Origin of the sequence: Flavobacterium esculini, assembly GCF_048284325.1 — a bacterium.
Lineage (GTDB): Bacteria > Bacteroidota > Bacteroidia > Flavobacteriales > Flavobacteriaceae > Flavobacterium.
This window is the reverse complement of record NZ_JBLVPI010000002.1, coordinates 257,259-274,129: the sequence shown is the minus strand read 5'-3', so window position 1 is coordinate 274,129 and position 16,871 is coordinate 257,259. Positions and strand designations below refer to the sequence as shown.

General features: G+C 33.4%; 11 protein-coding genes and 1 tRNA gene. 10 read left to right on the top strand and 2 right to left on the bottom strand.

Annotation, left to right across the window (positions count from 1 at the left end; translation table 11 throughout):
* Positions 1-9: 9 nt before the first annotated feature.
* Positions 10-82 (bottom strand) — tRNA-Gly (locus ACNQGG_RS02870).
* Positions 83-691: 609 nt separating this feature from the next.
* Here ACNQGG_RS02870 and ACNQGG_RS02865 point away from each other — a divergent pair.
* Positions 692-2,278, top strand: coding sequence for a L,D-transpeptidase family protein (locus ACNQGG_RS02865; RefSeq protein ID WP_417961344.1), 1,587 nt, complete (start codon positions 692-694; stop codon positions 2,276-2,278).
* Here the strand turns inward: ACNQGG_RS02865 and ACNQGG_RS02860 are convergent.
* Complete coding sequence (locus tag ACNQGG_RS02860; RefSeq protein WP_417961342.1) at positions 2,267-2,989, bottom strand: murein L,D-transpeptidase catalytic domain family protein; 723 nt, start codon at positions 2,987-2,989, stop codon at positions 2,267-2,269. The genes ACNQGG_RS02865 and ACNQGG_RS02860 overlap by 12 nt on opposite strands.
* Before the next feature lie 188 nt (positions 2,990-3,177).
* Here ACNQGG_RS02860 and ACNQGG_RS02855 point away from each other — a divergent pair, with 188 nt between their 5' ends.
* From ACNQGG_RS02855 to ACNQGG_RS02815, 9 genes are all read left to right on the top strand, one after another.
* Positions 3,178-5,571, top strand: a complete 2,394-nt coding sequence (locus ACNQGG_RS02855) for a DUF5916 domain-containing protein (protein WP_417961340.1) — start codon at positions 3,178-3,180, stop codon at positions 5,569-5,571.
* Between the two features lie 197 nt (positions 5,572-5,768).
* Complete coding sequence (locus ACNQGG_RS02850) at positions 5,769-8,186, top strand: DUF5916 domain-containing protein (protein ID WP_417961338.1); 2,418 nt, start codon at positions 5,769-5,771, stop codon at positions 8,184-8,186.
* 141 nt (positions 8,187-8,327) lie between these two features.
* Complete coding sequence (gpmI, locus tag ACNQGG_RS02845; RefSeq protein ID WP_417961336.1) at positions 8,328-9,845, top strand: 2,3-bisphosphoglycerate-independent phosphoglycerate mutase; 1,518 nt, start codon at positions 8,328-8,330, stop codon at positions 9,843-9,845.
* Between the two features lie 120 nt (positions 9,846-9,965).
* Positions 9,966-10,637: a TetR/AcrR family transcriptional regulator gene (locus ACNQGG_RS02840; RefSeq protein WP_417961567.1), complete on the top strand. Its 672-nt coding sequence runs from the start codon at positions 9,966-9,968 to the stop codon at positions 10,635-10,637.
* Between the two features lie 30 nt (positions 10,638-10,667).
* Positions 10,668-12,329 (top strand): peptidase domain-containing ABC transporter, encoded by a 1,662-nt coding sequence (locus ACNQGG_RS02835; protein WP_417961334.1) that lies wholly within the window; start codon positions 10,668-10,670, stop codon positions 12,327-12,329.
* A 2-nt stretch (positions 12,330-12,331) separates the two neighbouring features.
* Positions 12,332-13,678 (top strand): HlyD family secretion protein, encoded by a 1,347-nt coding sequence (locus ACNQGG_RS02830; RefSeq protein WP_417961332.1) that lies wholly within the window; start codon positions 12,332-12,334, stop codon positions 13,676-13,678.
* Positions 13,678-15,066, top strand: a complete 1,389-nt coding sequence (locus tag ACNQGG_RS02825) for a TolC family protein (protein ID WP_417961330.1) — start codon at positions 13,678-13,680, stop codon at positions 15,064-15,066. Before ACNQGG_RS02830 ends, ACNQGG_RS02825 begins: the two co-directional genes overlap by 1 nt.
* A 44-nt stretch (positions 15,067-15,110) precedes the next feature.
* Complete coding sequence (gene map / locus ACNQGG_RS02820; protein WP_417961328.1) at positions 15,111-15,929, top strand: type I methionyl aminopeptidase; 819 nt, start codon at positions 15,111-15,113, stop codon at positions 15,927-15,929.
* A gap of 142 nt (positions 15,930-16,071) precedes the next feature.
* Positions 16,072-16,842 carry a class I SAM-dependent methyltransferase gene (locus ACNQGG_RS02815; RefSeq protein WP_417961326.1) on the top strand — a complete coding sequence of 257 codons (771 nt, stop codon included), beginning with the start codon at positions 16,072-16,074 and terminating at the stop codon, positions 16,840-16,842.
* Positions 16,843-16,871: the final 29 nt, after the last annotated feature.

The following is a 16,871-nucleotide window of genomic DNA, read 5'->3' as shown; positions in this document are numbered from 1 at the left end:
AGGTTTTAGAGCGAAAGACGAGGCTCGAACTCGCGACAACCAGCTTGGAAGGCTGGAGCTCTACCAACTGAGCTACTTTCGCATTAACAACGGTGCAAATATAAATAATAATTCTGCTTCAATGCAAGTTTTTTTTCTGAAAAATCATAAACCCACCTCCACAATCTTTTTTAATAAAGCATATATAAATCATAAAGAATTTATTATGAAAATATTATACCTTTATTAAGGCCAAAAAAAAAATTAAAAAAAATGCAAAACATCAAACAAATTTCTGCATTGGAGACATTTCCAATAAGACATCATGTCCTTCGAGCAGAGAAAATGATCGATAATTGTCATTTCGATGGTTACAATTTAAAGCCCACTGCGTATTTTGATTTGTTTGACCAAACCAATCTAATTGGTGTTATTTCAATATTTCGAAGCAAAAAATGATTTATTATTTCAGAAAAACAGTTTTGAATTCGGGGAATGGTAGTTTTGAAACAATATCAAGAAAAAGGTTTTGGCGAAAAGCTTTTTCTTAATTCTGAGAAATAGTGTTCAGACAAAAAAATAAATTTAATTTGGTTAAACGCCAGAAAGCAAGCTATTGGTTTCTATGAAAAAATCGAATACCAAGTAAAAGGATTGCCTTTTGAAATAAAAGGAGTCGTAGAATACGTGGTCATCTTTAAAACAATTAATAATGAGTAAATTATTTCTAATACTGTTGATATGCTTCGTGATTAGTTGTAAAAAAGACGAACTAAAAACTGGAGTGGTCTTAGAAAAAGAGGCTTCACCCCCACTTGTTCAATCTGAAAGTAAATCAATTAAAATTGACTCTGCTTTAGTAATTTCCTTTGAAAACAAAATACTTACCGATTTTTACAAATCTTCAGCATACAGAACCGTTTGGCAATCTGGCGAAAAGAGAAAAATAATTTTAGAGGAGCTCCTTAAATCTAATGAAGAAGGACTAAGTCCAGAAGATTACAAAGTAAAAGCATTAAGTGATTTCGAAAAAAAATCTGCAACTCTAGACACTATAGATTTAGCGAAATATGATATTTTACTGACTTCGAGTTTACAAAAATATATTTCACATCTAACCAACGGTACACTGAACCCTTCAAAATTATATAAAAACTGGGACTTGAGAAAAAACCCTATAGATGTAAATGGAACAGTCACCCAATTATTAAGCAGCGATTCGTTGCACTATAGAATAGAACAATTAAAACCCAATCACGTTGTTTACAAAAGATTAAAAAAAGCACTTAAACTAATTAATGCTTTCCCCAAAGAAAAATTTAAAAAATTAAAAATTACAGGAAATATTACTCCCAATGACACCAATCCTTCCCTAATTGACATCAAAAAAAGATTGATTTATTGGAAAGATTTACAACCGAAAGATAGCTTGACACCTATTTATGACCAAGAAACCGTAATGGCAGTAAAAAGATTTCAAGCGCGTCATGGATTAGCCACTAACGAAATTATTAGAGAAATAACAATTACTTCCCTTAATTTTTCAAAACAACAACGTATCCATCAAATCATTTCCAATCTCGAGCGCTGGAAATGGTATCCAAAAGAAATGGGAAAGGAATACGTAATCATTAATATTCCAGATTACAGATTGACTTTAGTTAAAGATAAGGACACTTTGAGAACACACAGAGTAATCGTGGGAAGAGCAAAAAGAAAAACGCCCATCCTAAGTTCCAAGTTAACTCAGATTGTATTTAATCCGACTTGGACTGTACCGCCCACTATTTTGAGAGAAGATGTTATTCCTGCTGTTTTGAAAAGCCGAAGCTATTTAACAGATTCAAACATTAAAGTATATGATAGTAATGGGAGAATAGTAAGTCCTTATGAGTGGCAATTATCCCAAGCCGAAACGTATCGCTATGTTCAGAGTCCGGGAACTTTTAATTCGCTGGGTATGGTAAAAATTATTTTCCCAAACCGCTTCTCTGTTTATTTACATGACACAAATCACAGGGATTATTTTGACAAAATAGATCGCTCATTGAGTTCAGGCTGTGTCAGAGTTGACAATCCACTGGAATTAACAGAATATTTACTGAACGACTCCGTCAATTGGGGTCTGGGAAAAATCACAACTGTATTACAAAACGAAAGAACAAAATTTGTTAAAATAAAAAAAGATGTTTCCTTTCATTTACTGTATTGGACTGCTTGGAGTGAAAATAACAAATTGATTTTCAGAGATGATATTTACAACCTTGATGCCAATTTGTATAACAAATTAAGAAACTAACTCTGAAGCTAATTTAAATGCTCTTGAAGGATGATAAATAAACAAACATGATTTGTTTTTTATTGCACTTATAATTTCTTTAGATAATTCTACTGGTACGGCTGGACAACCTTGGCTTCTTCCTAATCTATGATTATTTTTAATAAACGAATTAGATACATATTCAGCCGCATGCATAACAACACCTCTTGCTCTTGCGTTGTCGTTAACGCCTTTTTCTAAACCATCTAATTTAAGGGACATACCGTGCTTACCAGCATAAATCTCACCTGTTGCATAAAATCCTAAACTGCTTTTATACGATTCGGCTGAATTTGAAAAGGCAGAAGCAAATTCATCGCCCGTATTTCTTCCATGTGCCACGAGAGTATTAAACAAGATTTCGCCCGTTGTCAAGTTAATTACCCAAAGTCTTTTAGAATTGGATGATAAACTAAAATCGACTAAGGTTAAAATATTTTTCTGGATTAAACCTTTTTCTTTCAATAAATAATACCCTTTTAAAGCTTCTGAAAAACTTTCTAATTTAGGCAGAACAAATTCATTGGAGTGTAAATTATTATATGCCATTTCAATATTGGCCTCAACAGTAGATTTTACCGTTTTGGCATAAACTACTGCTTTAACGCTCTTTGACTCAGAAAAACTTTTTTTGCTTGGAGAAAACGAAAGCAGCATAAACAAAATAGCAGGAAATATCTTATAAATCATTGGTTATCTTTAAGTTATAAATTAATTCGGGTTTGCAAACGTACGGCAAAAAATGACTATTTAAAATAATTTAACAAAACTTTAGTCCAATTATAACGGATAAGGAAGCGAAATATTGAGTAAAAATTCATAAAATAATCACTTTCTATGTTAATTTTGTTATTTTTGTTTTGATACAATCCCAATTTATGTCCAAATTTAAGTCTGCAGCACTAATTTTTTTAATATTCTATAGTTTCAATACCTATAGTCAAAAAAAGGTTCTTTTAGCAAAATCTACTACAGAAAACATCACTATCGATGGCAAAATTAACGAGGAAATTTGGGAGACAGAATCCATTGCTACTGATTTTATAATGTTTGAACCTGATAATGGAAAACCAATAAGCGATAATAAGAAAACAGCAGTTAAAGTGCTGTATGATAACAATGCGATTTACATTGCTGCTCTGTTGTATGATGACGAACCTAATAAAATAAAAAAAGAAATTACAAAACGCGATGTTTTTGGGGTTTCAGATAACTTTTCAGTAAGCATAAATGGATTTAATGACGGACAACAAGATTTTCGTTTTTTTGTGAGTTCCGCAGGAGTTCAAATGGATTGTTTAGCAATAGAAGAAAGTGAAGATTTTACATGGGACGCTATTTGGGATAGTAAAGCAATAATAACCAACTTTGGCTGGGTAGTAGAAATGAAAATCCCTTATGCAGCGCTCCGGTTTTCAAATGCAGAAAAACAAACTTGGGGACTGAATTTTATGCGTGAAATAAAACGAGACAATCAAAGATACACATGGAATCGTGTTGACACAAAAATTGGTGCTGTAATTCCGCAAGCAGGTATTCTAGAAGGAATTGAAAACATAAAAACACCCACCAGACTTTTCTTTATTCCCTATACCTCAACATACTATCAGCAAAATGATTTAGGTTCAGATAAAACACTTAAAGCCGGTTTAGATATAAAATACGGTATCAACGATTCCTTTACATTGGATGCGATTTTAGTACCTGATTTTGGACAGACAAAATTTGACAATGCCATTTTAAACCTTGAACCTTTTGAACAAAAGCTGGATGAAAACCGACCTTTTTTCACAGAAGGCACCGATTTATTCAATAAGGGAGGACTGTTATATTCCAGAAGAATTGGCGGAGCACCAAGTACGGAGCCAATAATTGGGGCCAATGAAGAAATCATAAATTATCCAAGTACCGTTAATTTACTAAATGCAGTGAAAGTTTCAGGACGAACAGAAAGAGGTTTAGGAATTGGTTTTTTAAATGCCGTTACTAAAGAGACATTCGCTACTATTTATGATAATAGCACCAATGAAACTAGAAAAGAAGTCATAGAACCACTTACCAATTATAACATATTGGCATTAGACCAACGTTTTAATCAAAATTCATCGGTTTCATTTGTAAACACAAATACAACTCGTAATGGAGGTTTTAGAGACGCTAATGTTTCTGCTTTATTATTCGATTTGAATACAAAATCAAATACCTATAATTTATATGGAGATTTCAAATACAGTTCAATCAATACAATTGAAAATTATGATGGCTTCAAAACGTCATTAAACTTTGCAAAAACAAGTGGAAGATATCGATACTTACTTTCTGGAAAATACATATCTAAGGATTATGATATAAATGACTTAGGAATCATTTTTTACACCAATTATCATAATGCCTATGCCAATGCCAGTTACAGAATAGTGAATCCAACAGCGAATTTTAACACATTCAAGATAGAACAGGAAGTAAATTTAGAAATACAAAATACTACAGGAAAATTACAAGAAGGTTGGTATAAAACTGTAATTAAAGCAACGACCCTCAAGAATAATTATTTTGAATTTCAATTCAATATTAATCCATTGAATAAGTTTAATTTTTACGAACCTCGACAAGATGGAAGATATGTGCATATTCCTAAAAGTATAATAGGATATGCTCTATTTACTTCTGACAAAAACAAAGCGCTTAGTTATGAAATCGAATCTGCCGTAACTAAATTTGACGAAGAGCATAGAGTTGAGTATATTTTAGGCAGTGGTGCAAAATATAGATTTAACGACAAAGTTTCTTTAGCATATAATCTTCAATACTTTCGAAAAGTAAATGATAGAGGTTGGGTAGACCAAGACAATACTGGAATCATTTTTGCGGAGCGTAACAGAGAAATAGTACAAAATGATCTTTCTGGAAAATACGCCATAAACAATAAAATGACGCTCAACTTAACGGCTCGTTATTACTGGTCCTATTCTCAAAACCATCAATTTCTTACTTTACAGGATAATGGTTATTTAGTTCAAAATAATACTTATTCCTTAAATAAAAATAGAAATTTTAATTCCTGGAATTTTGATTTATCCTATTCCTGGTGGTTTGCACCTGGAAGTGAAATCTCTATTTTATACCGCAATTATGCCCAAGAGAGCAGCCGTGCTGTAGAGAAAAAATTATCTTCGAACTTTAAAAATGTTTTTGATAGTAATCTGACTACTATTTTTTCAATTAGTCTTCGCTATTTTATTGATTATAATGTGGTGAAAAATAAATTTTAAAGTTTTTTACAACTTCCCACTCTGTCAAAATAAAATTCAAAAACAAACGTTTTTCAAATCTATGAAATAGACTTAATAATGTAATTATTGCTTTTTCTTCTTAAAGCTGTAACAATTTGATAAAAGTATAGTCTACTATTGAAATCATTTTCTTTGGAATCCCAATTAAATCAATCATCACATCAATCAAAAAAATCATGGGAAAAATACTTTTAATAAGTGTCCTCTTATTTTCATTTCTTGGCTACAGCCAAAAAAAAGTATTACAAACTAAATTCATTTCAGATAATATAACAATAGACGGAAAACTGGACGAAAACATATGGAAATCAATACCTATTGCAAAGGATTTCATCATGTTTACGCCAGATAATGGAAAGGGTATTCCGGAAAATAGAAAAACAGAAGTAAAAGTTTTATATGACAATGACGCCATCTATATAGCGGCAGCAATGTATGATGACGAGCCTAATAAAATAATGAAAGAAATAGCACAAAGAGATAACTTTGGTGCTTCGGATCTTTTTGGAGTTTTTGTAAATGGTTTTAATGACGGGCAACAAGATTTTCAATTTTATGTCTCCGCATCAGATGGGCAAGCTGATTGCATAACGACGGACACGAATGGAGAGGATTATTCATGGGATGCTGTTTGGAAAAGCAAAGCAACTATTACCGATTTTGGTTGGGTTGTAGAAATGCGAATTCCGTATGCGGCTTTGAGATTTTCAGGTGAAAAAAAACAGACTTGGGGACTCAATTTTTTTAGAGAAATAAAGCGTGATAAACATAAATACAGCTGGAATTTTATTGATTCAAAAATTGGAACTTTTACACAACAAACTGGAGTTTTGGAAGGAATTGAAAATATAAAAACACCTACCCGACTGTTTCTTTTACCCTATTCTTCTTTTTATGTAAATGCAAATTCACAGCAAAAAACATACGGAACAATCAAAGGTGGTCTGGATATAAAGTATGGCATAAACGATGCTTTTACACTTGATGCTATTCTTATTCCTGATTTTGGCCAAACAAAATATGATGATCAGATTTTAAATTTAGGCCCATTCGAACAACAATTTAATGAAAACAGGCCTTTTTTCACCGAAGGAACGGATTTATTCAGCAAAGGAAATTTACTTTATTCGAGAAGAATTGGTGGAAAACCGTCAAATTATCCAACTGCTGCAAGTAATGAAGAAATTATTGATAATCCATCAAGCGTTAATCTTATCAATGCCTTAAAAGTATCCGGCAGAACAAAAGATGGTTTGGGGATAGGAATCTTAAATGCCGTTACTGAAAAAACGTATGCGTCAATACAAAACAATGATACTCAAGAAATAAGAAAAGAACTGGTGGAACCCTTAGCAAATTATAATGTTTTGGTTCTCGATCAGCGCTTTCGCAAAAACTCCTCAATTTCATTTGTGAATACTAATGTTACCCGAAACGGGAGTTTTCGTGATGGAAATGTTTCTGCATTAGTTTGGGATTTAAATACTAAGAAAAACACCTATAATCTTTCCGGAAATTTTAAATACAGTTACATAAACGACACTGAAGACAAAAAAGGAACCGCAACATCGTTAAACTTTGCGGAGACTTCTGGAAAATACAGATATAGTTTAGGAACAGAAATTCTCTCAAAAAATTTCGACAACAATGATTTAGGAATCAATTTTGAGACCAACTATTATGCAATTTATGGAAATGTAAATTATAGGATATTAAACCCAACCAAATATTTCAATACGTTCAATACAAATATTAATATGTACACCCAGTTTCAAAAAGAGACCGGAAAAATTCAAGGCAATAATATCAATTTTAATATTAATTCAAACAATAAACAAAACCATTATTTTGGATTAGGAATAAATGCCAATCCGATTGAATCCCATGATTATTATGAGCCTAGGACAGAAAACAGGTATTTAATTTTCCCAAAACGATTTGGAGGATGGTTTATGTTTTCTTCGAATTATAATAATAGATTTGCAATTGACATCAATCCATCATTTGCTGTTTTGAGTGAACCTGGAAGAAATTCTTATGGTATCGACATAGGTCCAAGATACCGTTTCAATGATAAATTCTCATTGAATTATAGCTTTAGCTTTTTTAGACAAAACAACAACAAGGGATATATAGACAGTATAAATGATGATTTAAATTCAGTAACGCCAAACACTATCATTTTTGCCAATAGAAATGTGATTACGTATTCCAACACTCTTTCCGGAAAATACTCCGTCAACAGTAAAATGACTTTTAATCTTTCCTTGCGTCATTACTGGTCTTTTGCCGAAAACAAAAACTTTTTATCATTAGAACAAAACGGCAGATTAACAGATTATTCCAATTATACTGAAAATAAAAATTCAAGTTTTTTCTCCTGGAATGGTGATATTTCTTATTCCTGGTGGTTTGCCCCAGGTAGTGAAATTTCTATTTTATATAGAAATAATGCTGCTAATTTCCAAAGAGAAATCGATAAAGATTTTGGCAAAAAAGTTACAACTTTGTTGACTAACGATCAGCTAAAACATATTTTCTCAATAAGTATTCGTTATTTTATTGATTATAACGAAGTGAAAAATAAATTCTAAGTTGCATTAATTTTAGAAAACCTCGTTTTCTACAACAAAATTATCATTATTTGTTATTGTTATCTTACGAATGAATAATAGTGATTTCGATTGCTTCGAACATTTTTAGAAATGCTTTATCTTTGCTCAAAATATATTCCAATGAACAAAAAAGTAATTCTTATGATTCTGGACGGTTGGGGAAAATCTCCTGACCCTGAGGTATCTGCAATTGATAATGCCAATGTACCCTTTATAAATAGCCTTTATAAAAATTACCCAAGTGCTCAACTGAGAACCGATGGCCTGAATGTAGGTTTGCCAGAAGGACAAATGGGAAACAGCGAAGTAGGTCACATGAACCTTGGTGCCGGACGAATCGTATATCAGGATTTAGCCAAGATAAATCTTGCCGTAGCACATAATACTTTGGCAAAAGAACAAGTATTGGTTGATGCTTTTACTTATGCTAAAGAAAACAATAAAAAAGTACACTTCTTAGGATTGGTTTCTGATGGTGGTGTTCACTCCCATACTTCACATTTACGTGGTTTGATTGATGCAACACAACAATACGGATTACAAAAAGTTTTTGTTCACGCCTTCACTGATGGTCGTGATGTTGATCCAAAATCGGGTAAAAACTACATTCAGGATTTAGAAGATTATATCGCAAATACTACCGTGAAAATAGCTTCTGTAATTGGACGTTATTATGCAATGGATCGTGATAAACGCTGGGAAAGAGTAAAATTGGCTTACGACTTATTAGTAAACAGAACCGGTACTCACACTAAAAATCCAGTTGCATCGATAATAGAAAGTTATGAAGCTAATGTAACCGATGAATTTATTCATCCGATGATTGTGGTTGATGATAACGACAAACCTCTTGCTACTATTGAAGATGATGATGTTGTTATTTTCTTCAATTTCAGAACGGATAGAGGAAGAGAATTGACCGAAGCGCTTTCGCAACAAGATTTCCATGAGCAAAACATGCACAAATTGAATTTGTATTATGTAACGCTTACCAATTATGACGAAACGTATAAAAACGTAAAAGTTGTTTATAATAAAGATAATATTACCGAAACCCTTGGTGAAGTTTTGGAAAAAGCACACAAAAAACAAATCCGTATTGCCGAAACGGAGAAATATCCTCACGTAACTTTCTTCTTTTCTGGTGGGAGAGAATTGCCTTTTGCTGGCGAAAGTCGCATCTTGAAAAATTCTCCAAAAGTAGCTACTTATGATTTGCAACCGGAAATGAGCGCATTTGAACTTACGGATGCTTTAGTTCCCGAACTTGAAAAAGAAGAAGTAGATTTTGTATGTCTTAATTTTGCCAATGGCGATATGGTAGGTCACACCGGAATTATGAGTGCTGCCATAAAAGCTTGCGAAGCCGTTGATAAATGTGTCGAAAAAGTAATTACAGCCGCATTAGCCCATAATTATACTACAATCGTAATTGCAGATCATGGAAACTGCGAAACCATGATTAATCCTGACGGAAGTCCAAATACTGCGCACACAACAAATCCAGTTCCAATTATTTTGGTAGACAAAGACTTAAAAACAATTCATGATGGAGTTTTGGGCGATATCGCTCCAACTATCTTGGAATTAATGGGGATCGAGAAACCTGAAGTAATGACTTGTCATTCCCTACTATAAATAATTAAAATAATTTTTCTCAAAAAGCTACTCCAGTCGAGTAGCTTTTTTTTATAAATAAAAGTTAAAATCTCATTATTGATAGTAATACTATTATATTTGCATGAAATAATATCAATTGTGAATAGCATCTTATCCAATTTAAAAGTACAAATCAACGAAAAGATATACGTTAAGGATCCTGAAACCTCCTCTTTAGGTAAAAAAATAATAGAACAAAGCATCCTTTTGATCGACGAAATTGGATTCGACAATTTTACTTTTAAAAAATTAGGGGAGAAAATTGGATCGAACGAAAGCTCCATTTATCGTTACTTTGAAAACAAACATAAACTTTTAGTTTATTTATCCTCTTGGTACTGGAGCTGGATGGAATACAAACTGGTTTTTGCTACTACAAATATTTTGGATCCAAAGGAAAAACTAAAAAAAGCGATAACTATTGTAACCGAAAAAGTAATTGACGATAACACTACAGCACATATCAATGAAGCCGTTCTAAACAAAATTATTATTGCTGAGTTCACAAAAACACTATATATTAAGGAAATTGATCAAGAAAACAGCGAAGGTTTTTTCTTGATTTATAAAAGGGTAATCAATCGAATTGTAGGTATTGTAACCGAGGTAAACCCAGAATATCCTTATGCAAAATCACTTATTTCTACGATAGTTGAAGGCAGTTTACATCAACATTTTCTAACCGAACATTTAAAAACTATTACAGATTGTAATGATTCCGTTAGCACTACAAATTTTTACTTGAATCTTGCAGAAAACGTTTTGAAATAAAAACATTAAAAAGAAAATCCCAAAACCATTATGACTCCTCTAAAACGTTTTTACCATTTACTTGAATTAGACAAAAAAGATGTCTCCCAAATAATTTTTTACGCCATATTTGCCGGACTGATCAGTTTATCGCTGCCTCTTGGAATTCAAGCAATCACGAACTTTATTCAATCTGGAAGAGTGAGCGCTTCATGGATTGTATTAATAGTCTTAGTAGTTTTTGGTGTAGCCTTAGTGGGGATTCTTTCTTTAATGCAGCTTCGAATTACTGAAAATTTACAACAAAAAATATTTGTTCGCTCCTCGTTTGAATTTGCTGCCCGGTTGCCAAAAATAAAAACTGAAGAACTACATAACAGTTATCCCCCGGAGTTAGCCAATCGTTTTTTTGATACCATGTCCATTCAAAAAGGGACTTCAAAATTATTGATTGATTTTTCGGCAGGTTTATTGCAAATTGTTTTTGGGGTGATTTTATTGTCCTTGTATCATCCTTATTTTATTGTATTTGGTATTTTACTTTTTTTTCTTTTGTATTTCATCTTCCGATTTTCTTATAGGTCAGGGTTAGAAACCAGTTTAAAAGAATCAAAATTCAAATACAAAGTAGCAAGCTGGCTACAAGAAATGGCGCGCAACAGCTATAGTTTTAAGAATGAACTCAATTACGATTATGCGCTTCAAAAAAACAATTCTTTAGTTGCCGATTATTTGAATTATAGAGAAAAACATTTTAATATTATCAAAAAACAATTCAGTCAGTTGATCGTATTTAAAATAATAATTACGACTAGTTTATTGTCAATAGGCGGATTTTTAGTATTATCCCAACAAATGAATATCGGGCAATTTGTAGCTGCAGAAATCATCATTTTACTGGTAATTAATTCCTTAGAAAAAATAATAATTGGACTAGAAACTTTCTATGATGTGTTAACTTCCATTGAAAAAATAGGACAGGTAACGGACCTGGCATTAGAAGAAGAAACTAGCTTTAAAAGCGATGTTTGCTATGCCAATATCTCACTGGAAATTGAAAATCTCAGCTTCAAATTCCCAGATTATGATAAAGAAATACTGAACAATATTGCATTGAAAATAGTACAGGGGGAAAAAATAGTAATCGACGGGGAAAATGGTTCTGGAAAAACAACACTAATGAGGATCTTATCCGGGTTACTCCACCCCACTTCTGGTTCCTTTTATATCAATGACGACACCTTCCGAAAAATAAACCTGAAACAATATCGATCTCAAATAGGAAGCATAATCTACGGAGAAAAACCCTTTGAAGGAACACTTTTAGAAAACATTACTTTTAATGATGACTCTGTAAGTTCCGAAGATTTGAAATGGGCGATTGACGGAGTGCAACTTACCACATTTATAAAATTACTGCCAAAGGGGCTAGACCAACGTATTTATCCGGAAGGCAGACAATTATCGTCTTCCAATGCACAAAAAATACTGTTGGCAAGAAGTATTATCCATAAACCAAAAATACTCTTTTATGAAGACCCAACTGATATTATGGATGAGAAAGTAGCCAATGAAATTATTGATTTTATCACTTCCGATAAGAACACATGGACGATTATTGTGTCCTCCAAAAACCCGTATTGGGAAACCAAAACCAATCGAAAGATCACGATGAAAAATGGTCTCATTCAACTTGATTTTAAAAAGAATTAGTTATGCTAAACATATCCGATAATAAAACGAAACTACCGTCTCTGGATCGGTATTCAACAGTCAAAAATCTATCCAACAGACCTCATTATAAAATTTTAAACAGAATTATAGCCATTGTCTCCATAATTGGCCTTGTTGCTCTTTTCTTGCCTTGGACACAAAACATTTCAGGAACAGGAGCCGTAACCACTTTAAAACCAAGCCAAAGACCCCAATCTATTCAGAGTGTAATTTCTGGTCGAATAGAAAAATGGTATGTTCAAGAGGGTGATTTTGTCAGCAAAGGGGACACGATACTTTTCATATCGGAAATCAAAGAAGATTACATGGACCCTAATTTAGTGGGAAACACTAAAAAACAGATGGATGCCAAGAAACAATCTTTGCAATCGTACGGTTCAAAAGTAACCACGCTTTCTGGTCAAATTAAAGCTATTGAAACCGAAAAAACGTTGAAACTGGAACAAGCACAAAATAAAATCAAACAGTCTCTTTTGAAAATAAAAAGTGACAGTATGGATTTAGTTGCAGTAAGAACCCAACTAAAAATTGCGAACACGCAATACAACCGTACGGTGCAGTTGAACAAAGAAGGGTTGAAACCACTAACCGATATTGAGGAAAAAAGATTGAAATTACAAGAAGTAGAGGCTAAAATCATAACTCAAGAAAACAAATACTTAACCAGCAAAAACGAGTTTATAAATGCAAAAGTAGAAATAAACCGAATTGCCGCTGAATATGCTGAAAAAGTTTCTAAAGCCAACAGTGATAAATACACGGCACTCAGCAGTCAATACGACACTGATGCAGTAGTTAACAAACTTGAAAACCAATATGTAAATTACAGCATCCGCAATGGCTTGTATTACATCAAAGCATCCCAAAGCGGGTACATCAACAGAGCTTTACAATCTGGTTTAGGCGAAACTATAAAAGAAGGAACCCCAATTGCTACCATTATGCCATCAGAATATGATATTGCAGTGGAAACTTTTGTAAACCCCATGGACTTGCCGTTGTTGAACAAAGGGGAAAAAGTTCGGGTTTGGTTTGATGGATGGCCAACTATCGTGTTTTCAGGATGGCCAGATATGTCTTATGGAACTTTTGGGGGAGAAATTGTAGCCATTGAAAACTTTATTAGCGAAAATGGAAAATACAGAGTTTTAATCACCCCTGACAAAAACGAAGACAAATGGCCTAAACAATTAAGCATAGGAGCGGGCGCGCAAACTATTGCTTTACTGAATACTGTTCCCGTGTGGTTCGAATTATGGAGAACATTAAATGGTTTTCCGGCTAACTATTACAAACCCGCACCAAAAACAACCAAAGAAAAAAAATAATGAAACCACTACTTTTCGCATTTTTATTCTTTGCGCTTTCTGCTACAGCGCAACAAAACGCGCCAAATGAGCTTTCGTATACGGAATTCTTAGGCTATGTAAAAAAATACCATCCGTTAGTTAAAAACGCTAATTTGGAAATAAACAAAGCACAGGCTAATTTGATGATGGCTCGTGGTGGATTCGACCCCAAAATTGAAGTTGATTTTAGCAAAAAACAATTTAAAGACAAAGAGTATTATTCGATTTTAAATAGCAGTTTCAAAATCCCAACCTGGTATGGAATTGAGATTAAAGCAGGCTTTGACAACAACGATGGAATTTATCTGAACCCTCAAAACACAGTTCCTAATCAAGGATTGACTTCACTGGGAATCACCATTCCCCTTGGACAAGGATTGTTTATAAATCAACGAATGGCTGATTTGCGAAAAGCAAAGATGCAAATACAATTAAGCCAATCTGAAAGAAAACTTCAAGCTATCGCTGTTTTGTATGATGCCTCTTTAGCCTATTTTAATTGGAAGAAAAACTTTAATGAGGTTCAGTTGTATCAAGAATATAGTAGTAATGCACAAATTCGTTTCAAAGGAATTCAATCCTTGATCAAGCAAGGTGATAAACCGGCAATTGATAGCATTGAAGCAGGAATTATTGTAAAAAACAGACTGCTTAACTTAGAGGATTCAAACCTGAAATTAGCTAAAGCCAAACTAGACCTTTCTAATTTTCTGTGGCTGGAAAATAACATTCCGCTCGAAATATCCGATGCGCTTATTCCCGAAACCCAATTGGAATTTACAATTCAGGAAAGTTTAAAAACGAATGATTTATTGAATCTCGATTTTTCCATCACCAATCATCCAAAAATAAATGCGCTACAAAGCAAAATAGACATATTGAATGTGGAAAGAAAACTAAAAGCCAACCTGCTTTTACCAAAAATTGATGTGGGATACTCCTATTTGTCCGAACCCAGCTACATCGACAATTATCAATTTCAGGATTATAAGATAGGACTGGATTTTTATTTCCCTTTGTTTCTAAGAAAAGAACGCGGTAGTTTGAAACTGGCAAAATATAAAGTGCAAGAAACTGAATTTACATTAGATTTAGAAAAAGTGCAATTAACCAATAAAATAAATGCTCAAAAAATGGAAATTGTATCCTTGCTAAAACAAAAGGCTTTAATCAAAGGTTTGGTACAAGATAATCTGACAATGCTCAATTCAGAGGAGCGATTATTCTCTTTTGGCGAAAGCTCCTTATTTCTAATCAATACCAGAGAGAATAATTTAGTTGTGGCACAACTTTCGAAAATAGCTTTGGAAAACCGTTTTTACATTTCAAATTCGGAACTTTTTAAAATAATGGCTAATCCGGATTAAATAATTTATAAAATTGTACTTTTGCAAACTGAAAATTCGAAATTATGATTATTGTAAAATCACGTGAAGAAATAGAATTGATGCGAGAAAGCGCATTGATCGTATCCAAAACATTAGGAATGATTGCTTCTGAAATAAAAGAAGGAGTCACCACTTTATATCTGGACAAATTAGCCGAAGAATTCATTCGTGATCATGGTGCCGAACCAAGTTTTCTTGGGCTTTACGGATTCCCAAATTCTCTTTGCATGAGTCCAAATGCTCAAGTAGTTCACGGAATCCCTAATAACAAACCCTTAGAAAGCGGTGATGTTATTTCGGTAGATTGTGGTGCTTATAAAAATGGATACCATGGAGATCACGCGTATTCTTTTGAAATTGGCGAAGTAGCGCCTGAAACCAAAAAATTATTGCAAGTAACCAAAGAATCTTTATACGAAGGAATCCGAGAATTAAAATTAGGAAACCGCGTGGAAGATGTTGGAAATGCGATTCAAAGATACACTGAAGCGCATGGTTACGGTGTCGTTCGTGAATTAGTAGGACACGGACTAGGACAAAAAATGCACGAAGATCCCGAAATGCCAAATTATGGCAAAAAAGGAAGAGGAAAGCTTTTTGTGGAAGGAATGGTTGTGGCTATTGAGCCTATGATTAATATGGGAACCCGAAACATCAAACAATTAAAAGACGGATGGACAATCCTTACTGCGGATGGAAAACCAAGTGCCCATTTTGAGCATGACGTTGCAATTATCGATGGAAAACCTGAGATTTTATCGACTTTTGGATACATCTACAAAGCGTTAGGAATTGTGAGTAATGAAGAAGATGAGTTTAGAAGAGAACCTTTAGTTCTATAAATTATTTATAGTCTAACTAGAATTAAAACTAAATTACACGACCTTAAATCACTTAAATGTTTAACCTTTTTTGAAACATTTAAGTGATTTAAGGTCTTATAAGAAAATCTAAAGTTATAAAAGCGAATCTCTCTGAACAAAAATGAAAAAACTCTTTAAACTTATACTCAATACCATTCCGCGTCCTATACTTATTCGTTTAAGTTACGTGGCCCGTCCCGTTCTTGCATTAGCATTAAAAGGAACTCAATTTACCGATCCTATTGACGGGAAAAGTTTCAGAATGTTCTTGCCTTACGGTTACGGAACACAACGAAACAATGTGCTTTCACCCAGTACGCTTTCTCTGGAAAGACACCGTTTATTGTGGTTGTATTTAAATGAAGAGACTGATTTTTTTTCCTCGGCAGCAAAAAAGAAAGTCCTGCACTTCGCACCAGAACAAGCCTTTTATAAATTGTTTCGAAATCAAAAAAATCTGGATTATACGACAACTGATTTATTTTCACCTCTTGCTGATGTAAAAGCGGATATTTGTGATTTGCCTTTCGAAGATAATCAATATGATGTTATTCTTTGCAATCACGTTTTGGAACACATTCCGGATGATACGAAAGCAATGCAGGAATTATATCGCGTTTTGAAACCTGGCGGAATGGCCATTTTACAAATTCCCCAAGATTTATCCAGAGCCACTACTTTTGCGGATGACACCATTACCGACCAAAAAGAAAGAGCAAAAATCTTCGGCCAATACGATCACGTTCGTATTTATGGCAGAGATTATTTTGATAAATTAAGAAGTATCGGTTTTAAAGTTATCGAAGAAGATTATACTAATAAAACAGCACCTGAATTAGTAGAAAAATATTGCTTGGCCAAAGGGGAAATTATTCCTGTTTGTTTTAAATAAACAAGTATATACTATAAATAAGAAAGCCC

Excerpts from the sequence above, each read along its gene's own strand:
- ACNQGG_RS02860 (WP_417961342.1), bottom strand. The coding sequence starts at position 2,989 with ATGATTTATAAGATATTTCCTGCTATTTTGTTTATGCTGCTTTCGTTT.
- ACNQGG_RS02825 (WP_417961330.1), top strand. The coding sequence starts at position 13,678 with ATGAAACCACTACTTTTCGCATTTTTATTCTTTGCGCTTTCTGCTACA.
- ACNQGG_RS02815 (WP_417961326.1), top strand. The coding sequence starts at position 16,072 with ATGAAAAAACTCTTTAAACTTATACTCAATACCATTCCGCGTCCTATA.
- ACNQGG_RS02850 (WP_417961338.1), top strand. The coding sequence starts at position 5,769 with ATGGGAAAAATACTTTTAATAAGTGTCCTCTTATTTTCATTTCTTGGC.
- gpmI (WP_417961336.1), top strand. The coding sequence starts at position 8,328 with ATGAACAAAAAAGTAATTCTTATGATTCTGGACGGTTGGGGAAAATCT.
- ACNQGG_RS02855 (WP_417961340.1), top strand. The coding sequence starts at position 3,178 with ATGTCCAAATTTAAGTCTGCAGCACTAATTTTTTTAATATTCTATAGT.
- ACNQGG_RS02835 (WP_417961334.1), top strand. The coding sequence starts at position 10,668 with ATGACTCCTCTAAAACGTTTTTACCATTTACTTGAATTAGACAAAAAA.
- ACNQGG_RS02865 (WP_417961344.1), top strand. The coding sequence starts at position 692 with ATGAGTAAATTATTTCTAATACTGTTGATATGCTTCGTGATTAGTTGT.
- map (WP_417961328.1), top strand. The coding sequence starts at position 15,111 with ATGATTATTGTAAAATCACGTGAAGAAATAGAATTGATGCGAGAAAGC.
- ACNQGG_RS02830 (WP_417961332.1), top strand. The coding sequence starts at position 12,332 with ATGCTAAACATATCCGATAATAAAACGAAACTACCGTCTCTGGATCGG.